The sequence below is a fragment of the Streptomyces roseifaciens genome, assembly GCF_001445655.1.
Lineage (GTDB): Bacteria > Actinomycetota > Actinomycetes > Streptomycetales > Streptomycetaceae > Streptomyces > Streptomyces aureoversilis.
Genome location: NZ_LNBE01000003.1, coordinates 443683 through 458275 on the forward strand (window position 1 = coordinate 443683; position 14593 = coordinate 458275).

General features: G+C 74.3%; 14 protein-coding genes. 7 read left to right on the plus strand and 7 right to left on the minus strand.

The window, feature by feature from the left end; genetic code table 11:
• Positions 1-115 precede the first annotated feature (115 nt).
• The 3 genes from AS857_RS07920 to AS857_RS07930 all read left to right on the plus strand — a co-directional run bounded on the left by AS857_RS07920 (position 116) and on the right by AS857_RS07930 (position 5222).
• Positions 116-1474 (plus strand): 8-oxoguanine deaminase, encoded by a 1359-nt coding sequence (locus tag AS857_RS07920; protein ID WP_058043989.1) that lies wholly within the window; start codon positions 116-118, stop codon positions 1472-1474.
• A gap of 692 nt (positions 1475-2166) precedes the next feature.
• Complete coding sequence (locus AS857_RS07925; RefSeq protein ID WP_079110170.1) at positions 2167-3585, plus strand: nucleobase:cation symporter-2 family protein; 1419 nt, start codon at positions 2167-2169, stop codon at positions 3583-3585.
• A gap of 185 nt (positions 3586-3770) precedes the next feature.
• A complete protein-coding gene (locus tag AS857_RS07930; RefSeq protein WP_058043990.1) occupies positions 3771-5222 on the plus strand; it encodes a YfcC family protein in 1452 nt (483 codons plus the stop codon).
• A gap of 4 nt (positions 5223-5226) precedes the next feature.
• Here AS857_RS07930 and aceB read toward each other — a convergent pair whose 3' ends face one another.
• Positions 5227-6843, minus strand: coding sequence for a malate synthase A (gene aceB / locus AS857_RS07935; RefSeq protein ID WP_058042423.1), 1617 nt, complete (start codon positions 6841-6843; stop codon positions 5227-5229).
• Positions 6844-7013: 170 nt separating this feature from the next.
• On the minus strand, positions 7014-7613 hold the full coding sequence (locus AS857_RS07940) for a nucleotidyltransferase family protein (protein WP_058042424.1): 600 nt from the start codon (positions 7611-7613) through the stop codon (positions 7014-7016).
• A 154-nt stretch (positions 7614-7767) separates the two neighbouring features.
• Between AS857_RS07940 and AS857_RS07945 the strand changes: the two genes are divergently transcribed.
• Positions 7768-8097, plus strand: a complete 330-nt coding sequence (locus AS857_RS07945; RefSeq protein WP_058042425.1) for a DUF5955 family protein — start codon at positions 7768-7770, stop codon at positions 8095-8097.
• Positions 8098-8348: 251 nt separating this feature from the next.
• Here the strand turns inward: AS857_RS07945 and AS857_RS07950 are convergent, their stop codons facing one another.
• Positions 8349-9140 (minus strand): IclR family transcriptional regulator, encoded by a 792-nt coding sequence (locus tag AS857_RS07950; RefSeq protein ID WP_058042426.1) that lies wholly within the window; start codon positions 9138-9140, stop codon positions 8349-8351.
• Between the two features lie 155 nt (positions 9141-9295).
• On the opposite strand from AS857_RS07950, the gene allB reads away from it, so the two are divergent.
• Together allB and alc are read left to right on the plus strand one after the other, a co-directional pair.
• Positions 9296-10648, plus strand: coding sequence for an allantoinase AllB (gene allB, locus AS857_RS07955; RefSeq protein ID WP_058043991.1), 1353 nt, complete (start codon positions 9296-9298; stop codon positions 10646-10648).
• Positions 10645-11793 (plus strand): allantoicase, encoded by a 1149-nt coding sequence (gene alc / locus AS857_RS07960; protein WP_058042427.1) that lies wholly within the window; start codon positions 10645-10647, stop codon positions 11791-11793. Before allB ends, alc begins: the two co-directional genes overlap by 4 nt.
• Here alc and AS857_RS07965 read toward each other — a convergent pair.
• From AS857_RS07965 to AS857_RS07975, 4 genes are all read right to left on the minus strand, one after another.
• Complete coding sequence (locus tag AS857_RS07965) at positions 11774-12319, minus strand: GNAT family N-acetyltransferase (protein WP_058042428.1); 546 nt, start codon at positions 12317-12319, stop codon at positions 11774-11776. The two genes, alc and AS857_RS07965, sit on opposite strands and share 20 nt — an antisense overlap.
• A 4-nt stretch (positions 12320-12323) precedes the next feature.
• Positions 12324-12983 carry a thiaminase II/PqqC family protein gene (locus AS857_RS07970; RefSeq protein WP_058042429.1) on the minus strand — a complete coding sequence of 220 codons (660 nt, stop codon included), beginning with the start codon at positions 12981-12983 and terminating at the stop codon, positions 12324-12326.
• Positions 12984-13136: 153 nt separating this feature from the next.
• A complete protein-coding gene (locus tag AS857_RS39850) occupies positions 13137-13298 on the minus strand; it encodes a DUF6126 family protein (protein ID WP_160330199.1) in 162 nt (53 codons plus the stop codon).
• Positions 13295-13921 carry a helix-turn-helix domain-containing protein gene (locus AS857_RS07975; protein WP_058042430.1) on the minus strand — a complete coding sequence of 209 codons (627 nt, stop codon included), beginning with the start codon at positions 13919-13921 and terminating at the stop codon, positions 13295-13297. The genes AS857_RS39850 and AS857_RS07975 overlap by 4 nt, the downstream gene beginning before the upstream one ends.
• Positions 13922-14089: 168 nt before the next feature.
• Between AS857_RS07975 and AS857_RS07980 the strand changes: the two genes are divergently transcribed.
• Entirely contained in the window at positions 14090-14545 is a 456-nt protein-coding gene (locus tag AS857_RS07980; protein ID WP_058042431.1) for a guanyl-specific ribonuclease, read from the plus strand.
• The last annotated feature ends 48 nt before the right edge of the window (positions 14546-14593 follow it).

Below are 14593 nucleotides of genomic sequence, written 5' to 3' on the forward strand. Positions count from 1 at the left end.
GGCCGCACCCCCCGCAGGAACAGCCGACGGCACCACGCACCAGGGCACCACGCACCAGGGCACCACGCACCACGGCACCACGCACCACGGCACCACGCCCCCCGTCACCGAGCGCATCGTCATCGAGAACTGCGCGATCGCCACCGTCGACGCCGTCGACACCGAGCACGCCTCGGGGCACGTCGTCGTCGCCGGCAACCGCATCGAAACCGTGGGCCCCGGGCCCGCGCCCGAGGGCCTCACCGGCGTCGTCCGGCGCGTCGACGGCACCGGCCACCTCGCCACCCCCGGCCTGGTCAACACCCACCACCACTTCTACCAGTGGCTCACCCGCGGCCTCGCCCAGGACTGCAACCTCTTCGACTGGCTCGTCGCCCTCTACCCCACCTGGGCCCGCATCGACGAACCCATGGTGTACGCGGCGGCGCGCGGCTCCCTCGCGATGATGGTCCGCGGCGGCGTCACCACCGCGATGGACCACCACTACGTCTTCCCCAAGGGCGCCGGCGACCTCCTCGGCGCCGAGATCCGCGCGGCCCGCGAGACGGGCGTCCGCTTCCACCCCACGCGCGGCTCGATGGACCTCGGCGCCTCCGACGGCGGGCTGCCGCCCGACTTCGCCGTCGAGACCACCGAGGCCGCGCTCGCCGCCACCGAGGAGGCCGTCGACACCCACCACGACCCCGCCTTCGACTCCATGCTGCGCATCGGCGTCGCGCCCTGCTCGCCCTTCTCCGTCAGCACCGAGCTGCTGCGCGAGGCCGCCGCGCTCGCTCGGCGCAAGGGCGTGCGCCTGCACACGCACGGCTCCGAGACCGTCGAGGAGGAGCAGTACTGCAAGGAGAAGTTCGGCATGGGCCCGACGGACTACTTCGAGTCCACGGGCTGGCTCGGCGACGACGTGTGGATGGCCCACTGCATCCACATGGACGACGCCGACATCGCGGCCTTCGCCCGCACCGGCACGGGTGTCGCCCACTGCCCCTCATCCAACGCCCGGATCGCCGCCGGCACCGCCCGCGTGCCCGACCTCCTGCGGGCCGGCGTCCCCGTCGGCCTCGGCGTCGACGGCACCGCCTCCAACGAGTCCGGCGAGCTGCACACCGAACTGCGCAACGCCCTGCTCGTCCACCGGCTGGCCGGCGGGGAGAAGGCACTGAACGTCCGTCAGGCCCTGCGGCTCGGCACGTACGGCGGTGCGCAGGTCCTCGGCCGGGCGGACGGCATCGGCTCGCTGGAACCCGGCAAACTCGCCGACCTGGTGCTGTGGAAGCTCGACGGGCTCGGCCACTCGAGCATCGCCGACCCCGTCGCCGCGCTCGTCCTCGGCGCCCCCGCGCCCGTCACCCTGTCCCTCGTCAACGGCCGCCCCGTGGTCGAGAACGGGCGGCTCGTGACCGTCGACGAGGACGAGGTGGCCCGCGGGGCGCGCGAGCAGTCCCGCCGCCTGGCGGCGATCGCCGCCGGCACCTGAACCCCCGGCCGAGGGGGACGGCCCTCGGCCGGGCCCCCAACCCTCCACCAGCCGCGTCAAGGATGCGGGCCGGCCCCGCCTGCCCGCGCCCTCCCGTCCACCGCGGCGGTCACCGGCGGTGCCGGGCGCACCTGAAGCCCGTACGGCACCGCCGGGATCCACCATCGTGGCTGCACGCCGCGGCGGCGGATCCAAGGGCCCGGGAGGGCCCTTGACCCGGCTGGTGAAGGGGGCGGGCCTGCACCCTCCCGTCCGCCGCGATGGTGATCAGCCGAAGCGGCGGCTACCGGCGGTGCCCGGGTCGGCCCTTGACCCGGCTGGTGAAGGGTGGGGCGAGCCCGCGCCCTCCCGTCCGCCGCGACGGCGACCGGCCACCGCGGTGGTCACCGGCGGTGCCGGGCGCACCTGAGGCTCGTACGGGACCGCCGGGATCCACCATCGTGGTTGCACGCCGCGGCGGCGGATCCAAGGGCCCGGGCCGGGCCCTTGGCCCGGTCTGCCGGTGGAGGGGGCGAGCCTGTGCCCTCCCCTCCGCCGCGACGGTGATTCGCCACCGCGGCGGCCACCGGCGGTGCCGAGCGCACGTGAAGTGCGTACGGCTCCGCCGGGCTCCGCCGTCGTGGTCGTGTGCCGCGGCGGGTTCAAGGCCGGGCAACTCACCCCGCCGCAACCGCGAGCGAAGGAGGCACGTCGTGGCCGTAGACGAAGCCGAGGGCACCCGCGGCGAGGGTGCCGTTCACCCCGTCGACGAGGTGCTCCGGCCGGGGCGGCTGTTCGCCGGTGGGCTGCAGCACGTCGCCGCCAGCTATGCCGGCGTCGTCGCCCCGCCGCTGGTCCTCGGCGCGTACCTCGGGCTCTCCCCGGGCCGGACGACCTTCCTCGTGGGCGCGGCCCTCTTCACGGCGGGCATCGCGACCCTGCTCCAGACCATCGGGTTCTGGAAGGTCGGGGCACGGATGCCCTTCGTCAACGGAGTGTCGTTCGCGGGCGTCGCGCCCATGATCGCCGTGGCCGACGCCCAGGCCGACAAGAGGGACGCCCTGCCCGTCATCTTCGGCGCCGTGATGGTGGCCGGGGCCCTGGGCTTCGTCCTGGCGCCCTGGTTCTGCAAGCTCATCCGCTTCTTCCCGCCGCTGGTGAGCGGCACCGTCATCACCCTGATAGGCCTGACCCTCCTGCCGGTGGCCTTCGGCTGGATCCAGGGCGGCGACCCGGGCCGGCCGGCCACGCCGACCGGGCTCGGCCTGGCCGCGGCCACCCTCGTGATCGTCCTCGTGCTGCGCCGCGTGCTGAGGGGGTTCCTGCGGCAGATCGCGATCCTGCTGGGGCTGGCGGCGGGCACGCTGATCGCCGTCCCCGTGGGGGCGGTCGACTTCGGGCCCGCGGCGCACGCCCCCCTCGTCGGTTTCCCGTCGCCGTTCCACTTCGGGGCCCCGCAGTTCACGTTCTCGGCGATCGTTTCGATGTGCGTGCTCATGCTGGTGTGCATGACGGAGAGCACCGCCGACATGCTGGCCCTCGGCCAGGTGGTGGGCCGTCCGGCGGACGAGCGGACGATTGCGCGCGGCCTGCGCGCGGACACGCTCGGCACCGCCGTCAGCCCGGTCTTCAACGGCTTCGCCAACAGCGCGTTCGCGCAGAACATCGGCCTGGTGGCGATCACCCGGGTGCGCAGCCGCTTCGTGGTCGCCGCGTGCGGGGCGATGTTCGTCCTGCTGGGTCTGAGTCCCGCCTTCGCCTCGCTCATCGCGGTCGTGCCGCGGCCGGTGCTGGGCGGGGCGGGCATCGTGCTGTTCGGCACGGTCGCGGCCAGCGGCATCCAGGTCCTGCTCGGCGCCGGCCTCGACAAGGGGGACAACCTGCTGGTGGCGGCGGCCTCGCTGGGCGTCGGCACGATACCGGTGGTCTCGCGGACGTTCTACGACGGCGCCGGCGTCCCCGAGACGCTGCGGACGCTCCTGGATTCGGGGGTGAGCGCGGGCTGTCTGACCGCGGTGGTGCTCAACCTCGCCTTCAACCACGTGGGGAGGCGGCGACGTGACGGGCCGTCACCGGAGCCGTCATCGGGGCCGCCACCGGAGCCGCCCCCGCCACCCGTGCGTGGCGACTAGGGCCGGGCACCGCGTTTCGCGACAATAAGGTCAAATTGACCACCCTCAGTGCGGAGAGGGGTTCCGTCGTGGACGCGGAAGCCGAGGACGCAGCACCCGGCGGGCCCGGCGCACCCGGCGGGCCCGAAGCGCCGGGCGGTCCGGACGCGCCGGGCGGGCGCCGTGGCTTCGTCTTCCCCAGCGCGCTGACCGTCCTCTCGGCCGTGACCATCGCCGTCTGGATCCTGACCTTCGTCATCCCTGCCGGCACCTACAAGCGCAACGCCGACGGCCGCCCCGTCCAGGGCACCTACCATCACGAGGCCGCGCCCGGCGGCTTCGTGCACCGGCTCGGCGACCTCTTCCTCGCCCCCGTCAACGGCCTCTACGGCATCCGCGACACCGTCACCGGCGCGGTGGCCCCCGACGCGGTCGGCGCGCTCTACGGCAGCGCGGGCGTCTTCCTCTTCGTCCTCGCGATCGGCGCGTTCATCACCGTCGTCTTCGCGACCGGCGCCCTGGACCGCGGCATCGAACGCCTCGCCCACCGGCTGCGCACCCGCGGCGCCCTGCTGATCGCCGGCGTGATGACCGTCTTCTCGCTGCTGGGCACCGTCGAGGGCTTCGCCGAGGAGACCCTCGGCTTCTACGGGCTGATCGTGCCCCTCATGCTCGCGCTCGGCTACGACCGGATGGTCGCCACGGGCACGATCATCCTCGGCGCGGGCGTCGGCGTGCTCGCCTCGACCGTCAACCCCTTCTCCACGGGCGTGGCCTCCTCGGCCGCCGACATCTCGCTGGGCGACGGCATCGCCCTGCGCTTCGTCATGTGGATCGTCCTGACGGCCGTCACCATCGGCTACGTCCTGCGGTACGCGCACCGGGTGCGCACCGCCCCGGACCGCTCCCTGACGGGCTTCCTGCCTGGGGACCGGGAACTGGCGGCGGAGGCCGCCGCGGAGCCGCCGGAGCTGACGGGGCTGCAGAAGCTCGTGCTCGTGACGGTGACCCTGGTCTTCGCCTTCATGATCTTCTCGGTGATCCCCTGGGCGAGCGCCCTGACCGGCGAGACCGACGCCACCCCGTACGCGTGGGAGCTGGGCTGGTCCTTCGCCCAGCTGGCGGCGCTGTTCATCGTCGCCGCCGTGCTGATCGGGCTGCTGGCCCGGCTGGGCGAACAGCGGCTGAGCGCCACGATCGTGCAGGGCGCGGCCGACTTCATCGCCCCCGCCCTGGTGATCGTCCTCGCCCGCGGCGTCACGGTGGTGATGACGAACGCGAAGATCATCGACACGGTGCTGCACACCGTCGAGAGCGCCGTATCCGGCACGCCCGCCGCGGTCTTCGCGATCCTCGTCTACGTCGTCAACCTCCCGCTGGCCTTCCTCATCCCCTCGACCTCCGGCCACGCCACCCTCGCCATGCCCGTCCTCGCCCCGCTCGCCGACTTCGCGGGCGTCCCGCGCTCCGTGGTGGTCACGGCCTGGCAGTCGGCGAGCGGCGTGATGAACCTGTGGGTGCCGACCACCGCCGTCGTCATGGGCGGGGTGGCGCTGGCGAAGGTCGGCTACGACAAGTACTTGCGCTTCGTCTGGCCGCTGCTGGTGCTCCTGTCGGTGCTGATCTGCGGTTTCGTCGCGCTGGGCGCGTTGATGTGAGGTTTCAGTCCAGCAGCTCGTACGCGGGCAGTGTGAGGAACTCCGCGTAGTCCTCGTCCAGGGCGACCTTCAGCAGCAGGTCGTGGGCCTGCTGCCACTTGCCGGCCGCGAACGCCTCCTCGCCCTCCCCCTCGCGGATCGCGGCGAGCTCCTCGGCGGCGACCGCGCGGACGAGCCCGGCCGTGACCTTCTCGCCGTTGTCGAGCACGACCCCGGCGGCGGTCCACTGCCAGATCTGCGAGCGCGAGATCTCCGCGGTGGCCGCGTCCTCCATCAGGTTGAAGATGGCGACGGCGCCCAGGCCGCGCAGCCACGCCTCGATGTAGCGCGTGCCGACGGCCACGGCGTTGCGCAGGCCCGCGAAGGTCGGGCGGGCGTCGAGCGAGTCCACGGCGATGAGCTGATCTGCCGTCACGCGGACGTCCTCGCGCAGCCGGTCCTTCTGGTGCGGCCGGTCGCCGAGGACCGCGTCGAAGGAGGCGCGGGCGACGGGCACGAGGTCGGGGTGGGCGACCCACGAGCCGTCGAAGCCGTCCCGCGCCTCGCGGTCCTTGTCCGCCCGGACCTTCTCGAACGCGGCCTCGTTGACCGCCGGGTCCTTGCGCGAGGGGATGAACGCGGCCATCCCGCCGATGGCGTGCGCGCCGCGCCGGTGGCACGTGCGCACCAGGAGGTCGGTGTAGGCGCGCATGAACGGCGCCGTCATCGTCACGGCGTTGCGGTCGGGCAGCACGAACCGGGCGCCGCCGTCGCGGAAGTTCTTGATGAGGGAGAAGAGGTAGTCCCAGCGGCCGGCGTTGAGGCCCGAGGCGTGGTCGCGGAGTTCGTAGAGGATCTCCTCCATCTCGTACGCGGCGGTGATCGTCTCGATCAGCACGGTGGCGCGGACCGTCCCCCGCGGCAGGCCCGCGTACTCCTGGGCGAAGACGAAGACGTCGTTCCAGAGGCGGGCCTCCAGGTGCGACTCGGTCTTGGGGAGGTAGAAGTACGGGCCCTTGCCGAGACCGAGCAGGCGGTGGGCGTTGTGGAAGAAGTACAGGCCGAAGTCGACCAGGGCGCCGGGCACCGGGCGGCCGTCCACGGTGACGTGGCGCTCGTCCAGGTGCCAGCCGCGCGGGCGGACGACGACGGTCGCGAGCTCCCCGGCGGGCCGCAGCGCGTACGCCTTGCCCCGGGCGTCGGTGAAGTCGATGCGCCGTTCGAACGCGTCGATCAGGTTGAGCTGGCCCAGGACGACGTTCTCCCACGTGGGCGCGGAGGCGTCCTCGAAGTCCGCGAGCCACACGCGGGCGCCGGAGTTGAGGGCGTTGACCGTCATCTTGCGGTCCGTCGGGCCGGTGATCTCCACCCGGCGGTCCTCCAGGGCGGGCGGCGCGGGGGCGACGCGCCAGGAGGGGTCCTCGCGGACGGCGCGCGTCCCGGCGAGGAAGTCGAGCGTGCCGGTGCGGGCGATCTCGGCGCGGCGCTCCGCCCGGCGGGCGAGGAGCTCGTCGCGGCGGGGCGTGAAGCGGCGGTGCAGCTCGGCGACGAAGGCGAGCGCGGGCTCCGTGAGGACCTCCTCCTGCCGCTCCAGGGGCCGGGCGGTGACGGTGGCCGGGGAGGACGGAGCTGGTGCGGACATGGGTGGTCACTCCCTCTGCAGTGGTTGTTTTCCGGAGGCTAGTTTCCTCATGGTGGAAGTTCAATGGGGCGGTGGTGGGGCGGTGGCTGGCGGCGGTGGGGCGGTGGTGCCGGACGGCGGTTTCCGGCGGGCCGCCTCAGCCCTCCAGCCGCAGGTGCTCCGGGTCGCCCTCACCCCAGCAGCCGCAGGTCCTCCGGGGTGTCGACGTCCTCCGGCCCCGCCACGTCCCCGCACTCCACGAGCGTCACGGCCGCGGCGTGCTCGCGCAGGTACGTGCGGGCGCCGCGGTCGCCCGTCGCCGCGCGGGCCACGCCCTGCCAGTGCGGGCGCGCGAACAGCACCGGGTGACCGCGCTCGCCACCGTACGAGGCCGCGGCGAGCTGCGCGCCCGAACGGTGCGCGGCAAGCACGCGGGACACCGCCGCGGCGCCGACGCGCGGCTGGTCGACGAGGGTGACGAGCACGGCGCCCGCGTCCGAGGCGGCGACCGCCGCGAGGCCCGCCCGGAGCGACGAGCCCATGCCGTCCTGCCAGCCGGGGTTGTCCACCAAGGTGCAGTGGGTGAGGCCGGCGTGTACGCGCACTTCCGCGGCCGCCGCGCCCAGCACCACGTACACCGGCGCGCAGCCGCCGTCGTGCAGGGCCCGCGCCGCGTGCTCCACGAGCGGGCGGCCGTGCAGGCCGAGCAGGGCCTTGGGACGACCGCCCAGGCGCCGTCCGCCGCCCGCGGCGAGCAGCAGTCCGGCGACCGGGGGTGAGGTGGCTGTCATGGCCCCTGCATATCGCATCGCTGACGGCGGTGCGACGGGCGACCGCCCATCACCCGTGCGTGCGACCTCCGGACTTCATTTCGCTGTGCGTATGGCGCTCTGTACGGAAAGTGGCGTTAACTGATCCGCGCGAGCGCGTGGGAGGGGGAGTGCCGTGGCGGAAGGCGCCGTAGTGGCCGGAGATCCTAGGGTGAGCGAGCTGCGGGGAGCGGTCTCCCGGCTCCGCCGGGCGCTCGCGGGCCACCCCGCGCCGTTACCCGACCGCGATGCCGCGGAGGACGAGCTGGCGGCGCTCGACGCGATGGCCCGGGCCGGCGACCCGGAGATCTCGCGCCTGCGGCGCTCGCTGCTGCTGGTCGCGGGTGCGGTCGGCTCGGTGAGCGCCCTGTCGCCGACCCTGTCGGACCTCCGCACGGCAGTGGACCGCTTCGCGGCCCCCACCACCCCGGACGACCGGGTCCCTCCCCCGAGAGAGATCACATAACGCCGGCCCGGCATCGCCGGCCTCCACCGTGGTGGTTGCGCACCGCCGCGGCGGGGGCGGATGGCCAGCCTCGGCCCTCGTGGATGGGCGGGCGTGCGGCGCTCGGCCGCAGTCGGTCGTTCCGGTGTCGGGCGTGGCACCTCTCTTCCGCCGCGACGGTGCTGAGCCGCAGTCAACCGTCTCGGCGGTGCCGCGCTGCCGTCACAACGTCGGGTGCTGCCCGAGCGCAGGTGCCCCGCCGGGCACGCGGATCAAGCGAGCCCGGCGCTCGCTCCGGCGAGGTCCGTCGACAGGGCCGCCGCGACCTCCTTCAGGAGGGGGACGATGCGTTCCGTCGCCGCGTCCGTGACGCGGCCCGCCGGGCCGGAGATGGAGATGGCCGCCGCCGTGGGGGAGTCCGGCACCGGCACCGCCAGGCACCGCACGCCGATCTCCTGCTCGTTGTCGTCCACGGCGAAGCCGTTCTCGCGGACGCGCCCGAGCGCCTCCAGGAAGCCCTCGGGCGTCGTGATGGTCTTCTCGGTGGCGGCCGGCATCCCCGTGCGGGCGAGGATGGAGCGCACCTCCTCGTCGGGGCTCTGCGCCAGCAGGGCCTTGCCCACGCCGGTGGTGTGCGGTAGCACGCGCCGCCCGACCTCGGTGAACATCCGCACCGAGTGCCGCGAGGGCACCTGCGCCACGTAGACGACCTCGTCGCCGTCGAGCAGCGCCATGTTCGCCGTCTCGCCGGTCTCCTCGACCAGCCGCGCCAGGTGGGGGCGCGCCCACGTGCCGAGGAGGCGGGAGGCGCTCTCGCCGAGGCGGATGAGCCGCGGCCCGAGCGCGTACCGCCGGTTCGGCTGCTGGCGGACGTATCCGCAGGCGACGAGCGTGCGCATCAGCCGGTGGATCGTCGGCAGCGGCAGCCCGCTGCTGGTGGCCAGCTCGCTCAGCCCGACCTCGCCGCCCGCGTCGGCCATCCGCTCCAGCAGGTCGAAGGCGCGCTCCAGGGACTGGACGCCTCCGCTGGGGGCGGGGGTGCGGGGCTCGGCGGACGGGGGCACGGCGGGTCCTTTCGGGTACGGGGTGGGAGCAGCCTACCGGGCTCGCGCGGCCCCCCTCCGCCCCCGGAGGTCTTGACGGGTGAGGGGAGCGACAGAAGACTGCCCCCACCGTCGTTCAACAGAACGTTGAATTTCCGGGAGGGGACGTGGCCGGCCTGTCCACGGAGGACCTGGTGCTGCGCTCGACGCGCGTCGTCACGCCGGAGGGCACCCGCCCGGCCTCGGTCGCCGTCGCCGTCGCCGGCGGCACGATCACCGCGGTCCGCCCGTACGAAGCGGAACCGCCCCCGGGGGCCACCGTGGTGGATCTGGGAGACGACGCCCTGCTCCCCGGCCTCGTGGACACCCACGTGCACGTGAACGACCCGGGCCGCACCGCCTGGGAGGGCTTCCGGACGGCCACGCGCGCCGCTGCGGCCGGCGGCGTCACCACGCTCCTCGACATGCCGCTCAACAGCATCCCGCCCACCACCACCGCCGCCCACCTGCGGGTGAAGCAGGACGTGGCGCGCCCCGGCGCCCACGTGGACGTCGGCTTCTGGGGCGGCGCCGTGCCGGGGAACACGGGCGACTTACGCCCCCTGCACGACGCCGGCGTCTTCGGCTTCAAGGCGTTCCTGTCGCCGTCGGGCGTCGAGGAGTTCCCCGCCCTCGGCCCCGGCGACCTGGAGGCGGTCGCGGCGCGCGTCGCCGACCTGGACGGCCTGCTGATCGTGCACGCCGAGGACCCCGCCCACCTGGAGCGCGCCCCGCAGCGCGGCGGCCCGCGCTACGCCGACTTCCTCGCCTCCCGCCCCCGCGCCGCCGAGAACGAGGCCGTCGCCCGTCTCGTCGCCGTCTCCCGGCGCCTGGGCACCCGCGTGCACATCCTGCACCTGTCGTCCTCCGACGCCCTTCCGCTGATCGCCGCGGCGAAGGCGGAGGGCGTCGCGGTCACCGCCGAGACCTGCCCGCACTTCCTGACGCTGACGGCCGAGGAAGTCCCGGACGGGGCCACCGAGTTCAAGTGCTGCCCGCCCATCCGCGAGGCCGCCAACCAGGACGCGCTGTGGGCGGCCCTGGCCGACGGGACGATCGACTGCGTCGTCTCCGACCACTCGCCCTGCACCACCGACCTCAAGGTCCCCGACTTCGGCACCGCCTGGGGCGGCATCGCGTCCCTGCAGCTCGGCCTCCCCGCCGTCTGGACCGCGGCCCGCCGCCGCGGGCACACCCTGGGCGACGTCGCCCGCTGGATGTCCACCGGCCCCGCGGCTCTCGCCGGCCTGCACCGCAAGGGAGCCGTCGAGCCGGGCCGCGACGCGGACTTCGCCGTCCTCGCCCCCGAGGCCGCCTTCACGGTCGACCCGGGCGCGCTCCACCACCGCAACCACGTCACCGCCTACGCCGGGAAGACCCTCCACGGCGTCGTGCGGTCCACCTGGCTGCGCGGCCGCAGGATCGCCCGTGACGGCGCCCTCGCCGAGCAGCCCGCCGGCCTCCTCCTCGAAAGGCAGCGCAGCGCATGACGAGCACACCGGACGGCAGCCCCGGCATACCCTCCTTCGCGGGCGGCGCCGCACCGTACGCGGGCGGGGACCCGTACGCCGACTACCGCACCGCGGACCTCCCCTTCACCTCCCTGCCCGACCTCGCCGACCGCCGCCTGGGCGGGAGCGTCGTCGCCGCCAACGACGAGTTCTTCGCCGACCGCGAGAACCTCCTCACTCCCGCCCCCGCGCACTTCGACCCCGCCCTCTTCGGTCACAAGGGCAAGGTCATGGACGGCTGGGAGACCCGCCGCCGGCGCGGCCCGGACGCGGCCCGCCCACACCCGGCGGACGACGACCACGACTGGGCGCTGATCCGCCTCGGCGCGCCCGGCGTGATCCGCGGCCTCGTCGTCGACACCGCCCACTTCCGCGGCAACCACCCGCAGGCCGTCTCCGTCGAGGCCGCCCGCCTCCCGGGCACGCCCTCGCCCGGCGAACTCCTCGCCGACGACGTCAAGTGGACGGTCCTCGTGCCGCGCACGCCCGTCGGCGGCCACGCGGCCAACGGCTTCGCCGTCCGCTCCGAGGAGCGCTTCACCCACCTGAGGCTGTGCCAGTACCCCGACGGGGGCATCGCCCGGCTGCGGGTGCACGGCGAAGTGCGCCCCGACCCGGCCTGGCTCGCCGCCCTCGGCACCTTCGACCTCGCCGCGCTGGAGAACGGCGGGCGCCCCGAGGACGCCTCGGACCGCTTCTACTCCTCCCCGCTCAACACCGTCCTGCCGGGCCGCTCGCGGAAGATGGACGACGGCTGGGAGACGCGCCGCCGCCGCGACCGGGGGCACGACTGGGTCCGCTACCGCCTCACCGGGCAGGCCGTGCTGCGCGCCGTCGAGATCGACACCGGCTGCTACAAGGGCAATGCCGCGGGCTGGGCCGAGGTGTCCGTCCTCGACGCGGCCTCCGGAGCCGACCCGGCCGACGGCTCCACCGGCTGGACGGTGGTCGTGCCCCGCACCCGCCTCCAGCCCGACGCGGTGCACCGGTTCCCCCTGGACGGCGCCCCGGTGGCGACCCACGTGCGCGTGGACATCCACCCGGACGGCGGCGTGGCACGGCTGCACGTCCACGGCTCGCTGACGGAGGCGGGGGCGAGGAGCCTCACAGCGGACGGCTCATGAACAGGGCCGTCTCGCCCTCCGAGGCCGTGCCCAGATAGAGGGACGTGTCCAGCCCGCACAGGGCGAACCCCATGCGGCGGTAGGCCCGTACGGCCGGTGCGTTGATGTTCGTGACCTCCAGCCAGGCGGTACGGGCGCCCAGTTCCCGGCCGTGGGTCAGGGCGCGCTCCATGAGGCCGGGGCCGATGCCGCGGCCGCGGTGCCCGGGCGCCACCCTGATGTCGGCGATCACCAGCCGGTCGTTCCACGCCGAGTGGGTGAGGGTGACGGCACCGCACAGGGCGTCCCCGTCGAGGGCGACGATGACGTGGGCCTCCTCGTCGCCGTCCTCCTCGTCCTCGGCCGGGTACACCTTGCGCAAGGGCGGGTCGACGGGTGTCTCGCGCAGCCGGAACCCTTCGGCGGACGCGCCGACTTCGAGGACGGTCGCCGTCGTGAAGGAGTTGTCGATCGCCTCGGCCGCGACGTGCTCGCCGGGGCGGGCGGGGCGGTAGACGACGGCTGCGGGCTCTGCGGCTGCGGGCATGGCTTCACCGTACAGCGAGTCCGTCCCAGAACATCAACTCGTAGGCCTGGAGAAGCCGTCCGTAGCGGTGGGCCAGTGGCTCGGACAGCCGCCCGCCCGCCAGACCGGCCTCCACGGCCTCGACGGACCGCTCCTCCACCTCGGGCGCGGGCCCGGCGAAGAAGTCGAAGAAGCCGCACGCGGGGTTGTCGAAGCCGTAGTGCTCGCGCAGGGCCGCGCCGACGGCGGCGCAGTAGCCGCCCCACGCCGCGAAGTTGGCCGTCAGGGCGACCGCCGCGTCCACGGGCTCGGCGTTGAGCGCGAGCCAGGCCACGTACGACGGGTAGGCCTGGCAGCCCGGGCGGGGCTCGTGGGCGCGGACGGCCTCCTCGTCCAGCCCGCACGCGAGCGCCAGCGGCCCCAGCAGCGGCAGGGCCAGGTCCTCACCCTGGGCGAGGGACTCGAAGAACCGGGCCGCGGCCGGATCCCCGGCCGCGCGCCCGGCGAGGTGCGCGAAGCTGCGCCGGTCGGCGGCGATGACGTGGTGCTGCTCCAGGGCGAACGCGGCGATCACCTCGCGCGGGGCCTCGCCGGCGGCGATCAGCGGGACGAGCCGGTTGGCGCCCTCGCCGGGGGCGAGCCCCCGCACCGCGTCCGTCAGTACTTCCTGGGCCGTACGGGTCATCGCTCCGCCTTCCTGTCCCGGGACGGTCCGCGTGCTGCTCCCGCGATCGTAGTCCCGGGGCATGCCGTCCGCAGGCGGCGCGCGGCCCGCCTCACCCGGGCGGGAGAGGCCGCCTCGGGTGAGGCGCCCGGGTGAGGCCGCCCGGCCCCGGCCTCACCCTCCGGCGAGGAAGAAGAGGAGGAAGAGGAAGGCGGCGAAGAAGTGGACGGCCACGAGGTAGATGACGACCCGGACGGTCATCCCCATGGGGGCGCGGTCCTCCTCGTCCATGCGCTTGCCGGTGTGCGCGGATGCGTCGTTCACGGCGTCGTTCACGGCATGTCCCTCCGAGTGGGAGCGGCGCCGCCGAGGCAGAGCTCGGTCGCGCCGCTCTGCAGCAGCGTGTGCATGAACAGCAGGTCGGCGCCGCCGCGCGACGCGGCGGCGATGCGGTGCGGGGTGAGCGAGTCGAAGTGGGCGGCGTCGCCCGGGTCCAGGAGGTGGGTGCTCCCGCCCAGGGTGAGGCGCAGCCGCCCGCTCGTGACGTACAGCCATTCCTCGCCCGGATGGACGCGCACCAGCTCCGCCTGGCCGCCCGCCTCCGGCGGCACGTGCAGGCGCAGGGCCTGCATGGCGCGGCCGGAGCCGCCGGCCCGCCAGTACGTCCAGCCCCCGGCCCGCTGCGGCTCCATGTGGCTCGCGCGGACGATGGGGTCGCGCTCCGGAGCCGCCTCGCCCAGCAGGTCGGATACCGTTGTTCCGTAGGTGCGCGCCAGGGCCAGCAGCATCGGCAGCGACGGCGTCCGCCGGCCGGTCTCCAGCCGGGAGAGGTGGGCGGGGGAGAGGCCGACGCGGGCGGCGGCGGCCTCCAGTGTCAGCCCACTGCGGGTGCGCAGGTCACGCAGGCGCGGGGCCACGGTGGGCAGGTCGGCCGCGGGCTCGTCGGGCAGCGGTGTCATGCTTCCGGTATAGGACCCTTCCTGCCTGAAAGGCAAAAGTTTTGCCTCTGAGGCAAAGGCTCCCGAGGCGAAGGGGTCACCCGGCCGGACCACGTCCCCGGTTAACTCCTGGAAAACAGTCGGCGTTGTCGTTGACATGACAATAGCTACGCGCGTCATGCTGATCTCATGAAGGCAACCCCCCACCGCACCCAGCGCCCTTCGCGCTTCGCCCGCACGGCCGTCCTCGCCGCGCTGGCCTCGGCCCTGTTCGCCGGCGGCACGGCCGTCGCCGCGCCGCTCGCCGCCCCGGCGGCCCCCGTGGCCGTCACCGCTCCGGCGCCGGCCGCCGTGAAGGCCGTCGGCGACATCTGCAAGTCGGCCCTGCCGTCCCAGGCCCACGACACGCTGCGCCTGATCGACGCCGGCGGCCCGTTCCCGTACCCCAAGGACGGCACGGTCTTCTCCAACCGCGAGGGCGTGCTGCCCAAGCACGACTCGGGCTACTACCACGAGTACACGGTCAAGACCCCCGGCTCGCCCGACCGCGGTGCCCGCCGCATCGTCACCGGCGAGGGGAACCACGAGGACTACTACACCGGCGACCACTACGCGACGTTCAACCGGATCGACTTCAGCTGCTGATCGGTCGTCACTTCGACGCCATCCGAGCGGACTCCGCTCACCAACCGT

What these genes read in the sequence shown, in the direction of transcription:
- AS857_RS07965 (WP_058042428.1), bottom strand. Translation starts at nt 12,319, where the DNA reads ATGCCCGCAGCCGCAGAGCCCGCAGCCGTCGTCTACCGCCCCGCCCGC.
- aceB (WP_058042423.1), bottom strand. Translation starts at nt 6,843, where the DNA reads ATGTCCGCACCAGCTCCGTCCTCCCCGGCCACCGTCACCGCCCGGCCC.
- AS857_RS07970 (WP_058042429.1), bottom strand. Translation starts at nt 12,983, where the DNA reads ATGACCCGTACGGCCCAGGAAGTACTGACGGACGCGGTGCGGGGGCTC.
- AS857_RS07975 (WP_058042430.1), bottom strand. Translation starts at nt 13,921, where the DNA reads ATGACACCGCTGCCCGACGAGCCCGCGGCCGACCTGCCCACCGTGGCC.
- alc (WP_058042427.1), top strand. Translation starts at nt 10,645, where the DNA reads ATGACGAGCACACCGGACGGCAGCCCCGGCATACCCTCCTTCGCGGGC.
- AS857_RS07980 (WP_058042431.1), top strand. Translation starts at nt 14,090, where the DNA reads ATGAAGGCAACCCCCCACCGCACCCAGCGCCCTTCGCGCTTCGCCCGC.
- AS857_RS07940 (WP_058042424.1), bottom strand. Translation starts at nt 7,613, where the DNA reads ATGACAGCCACCTCACCCCCGGTCGCCGGACTGCTGCTCGCCGCGGGC.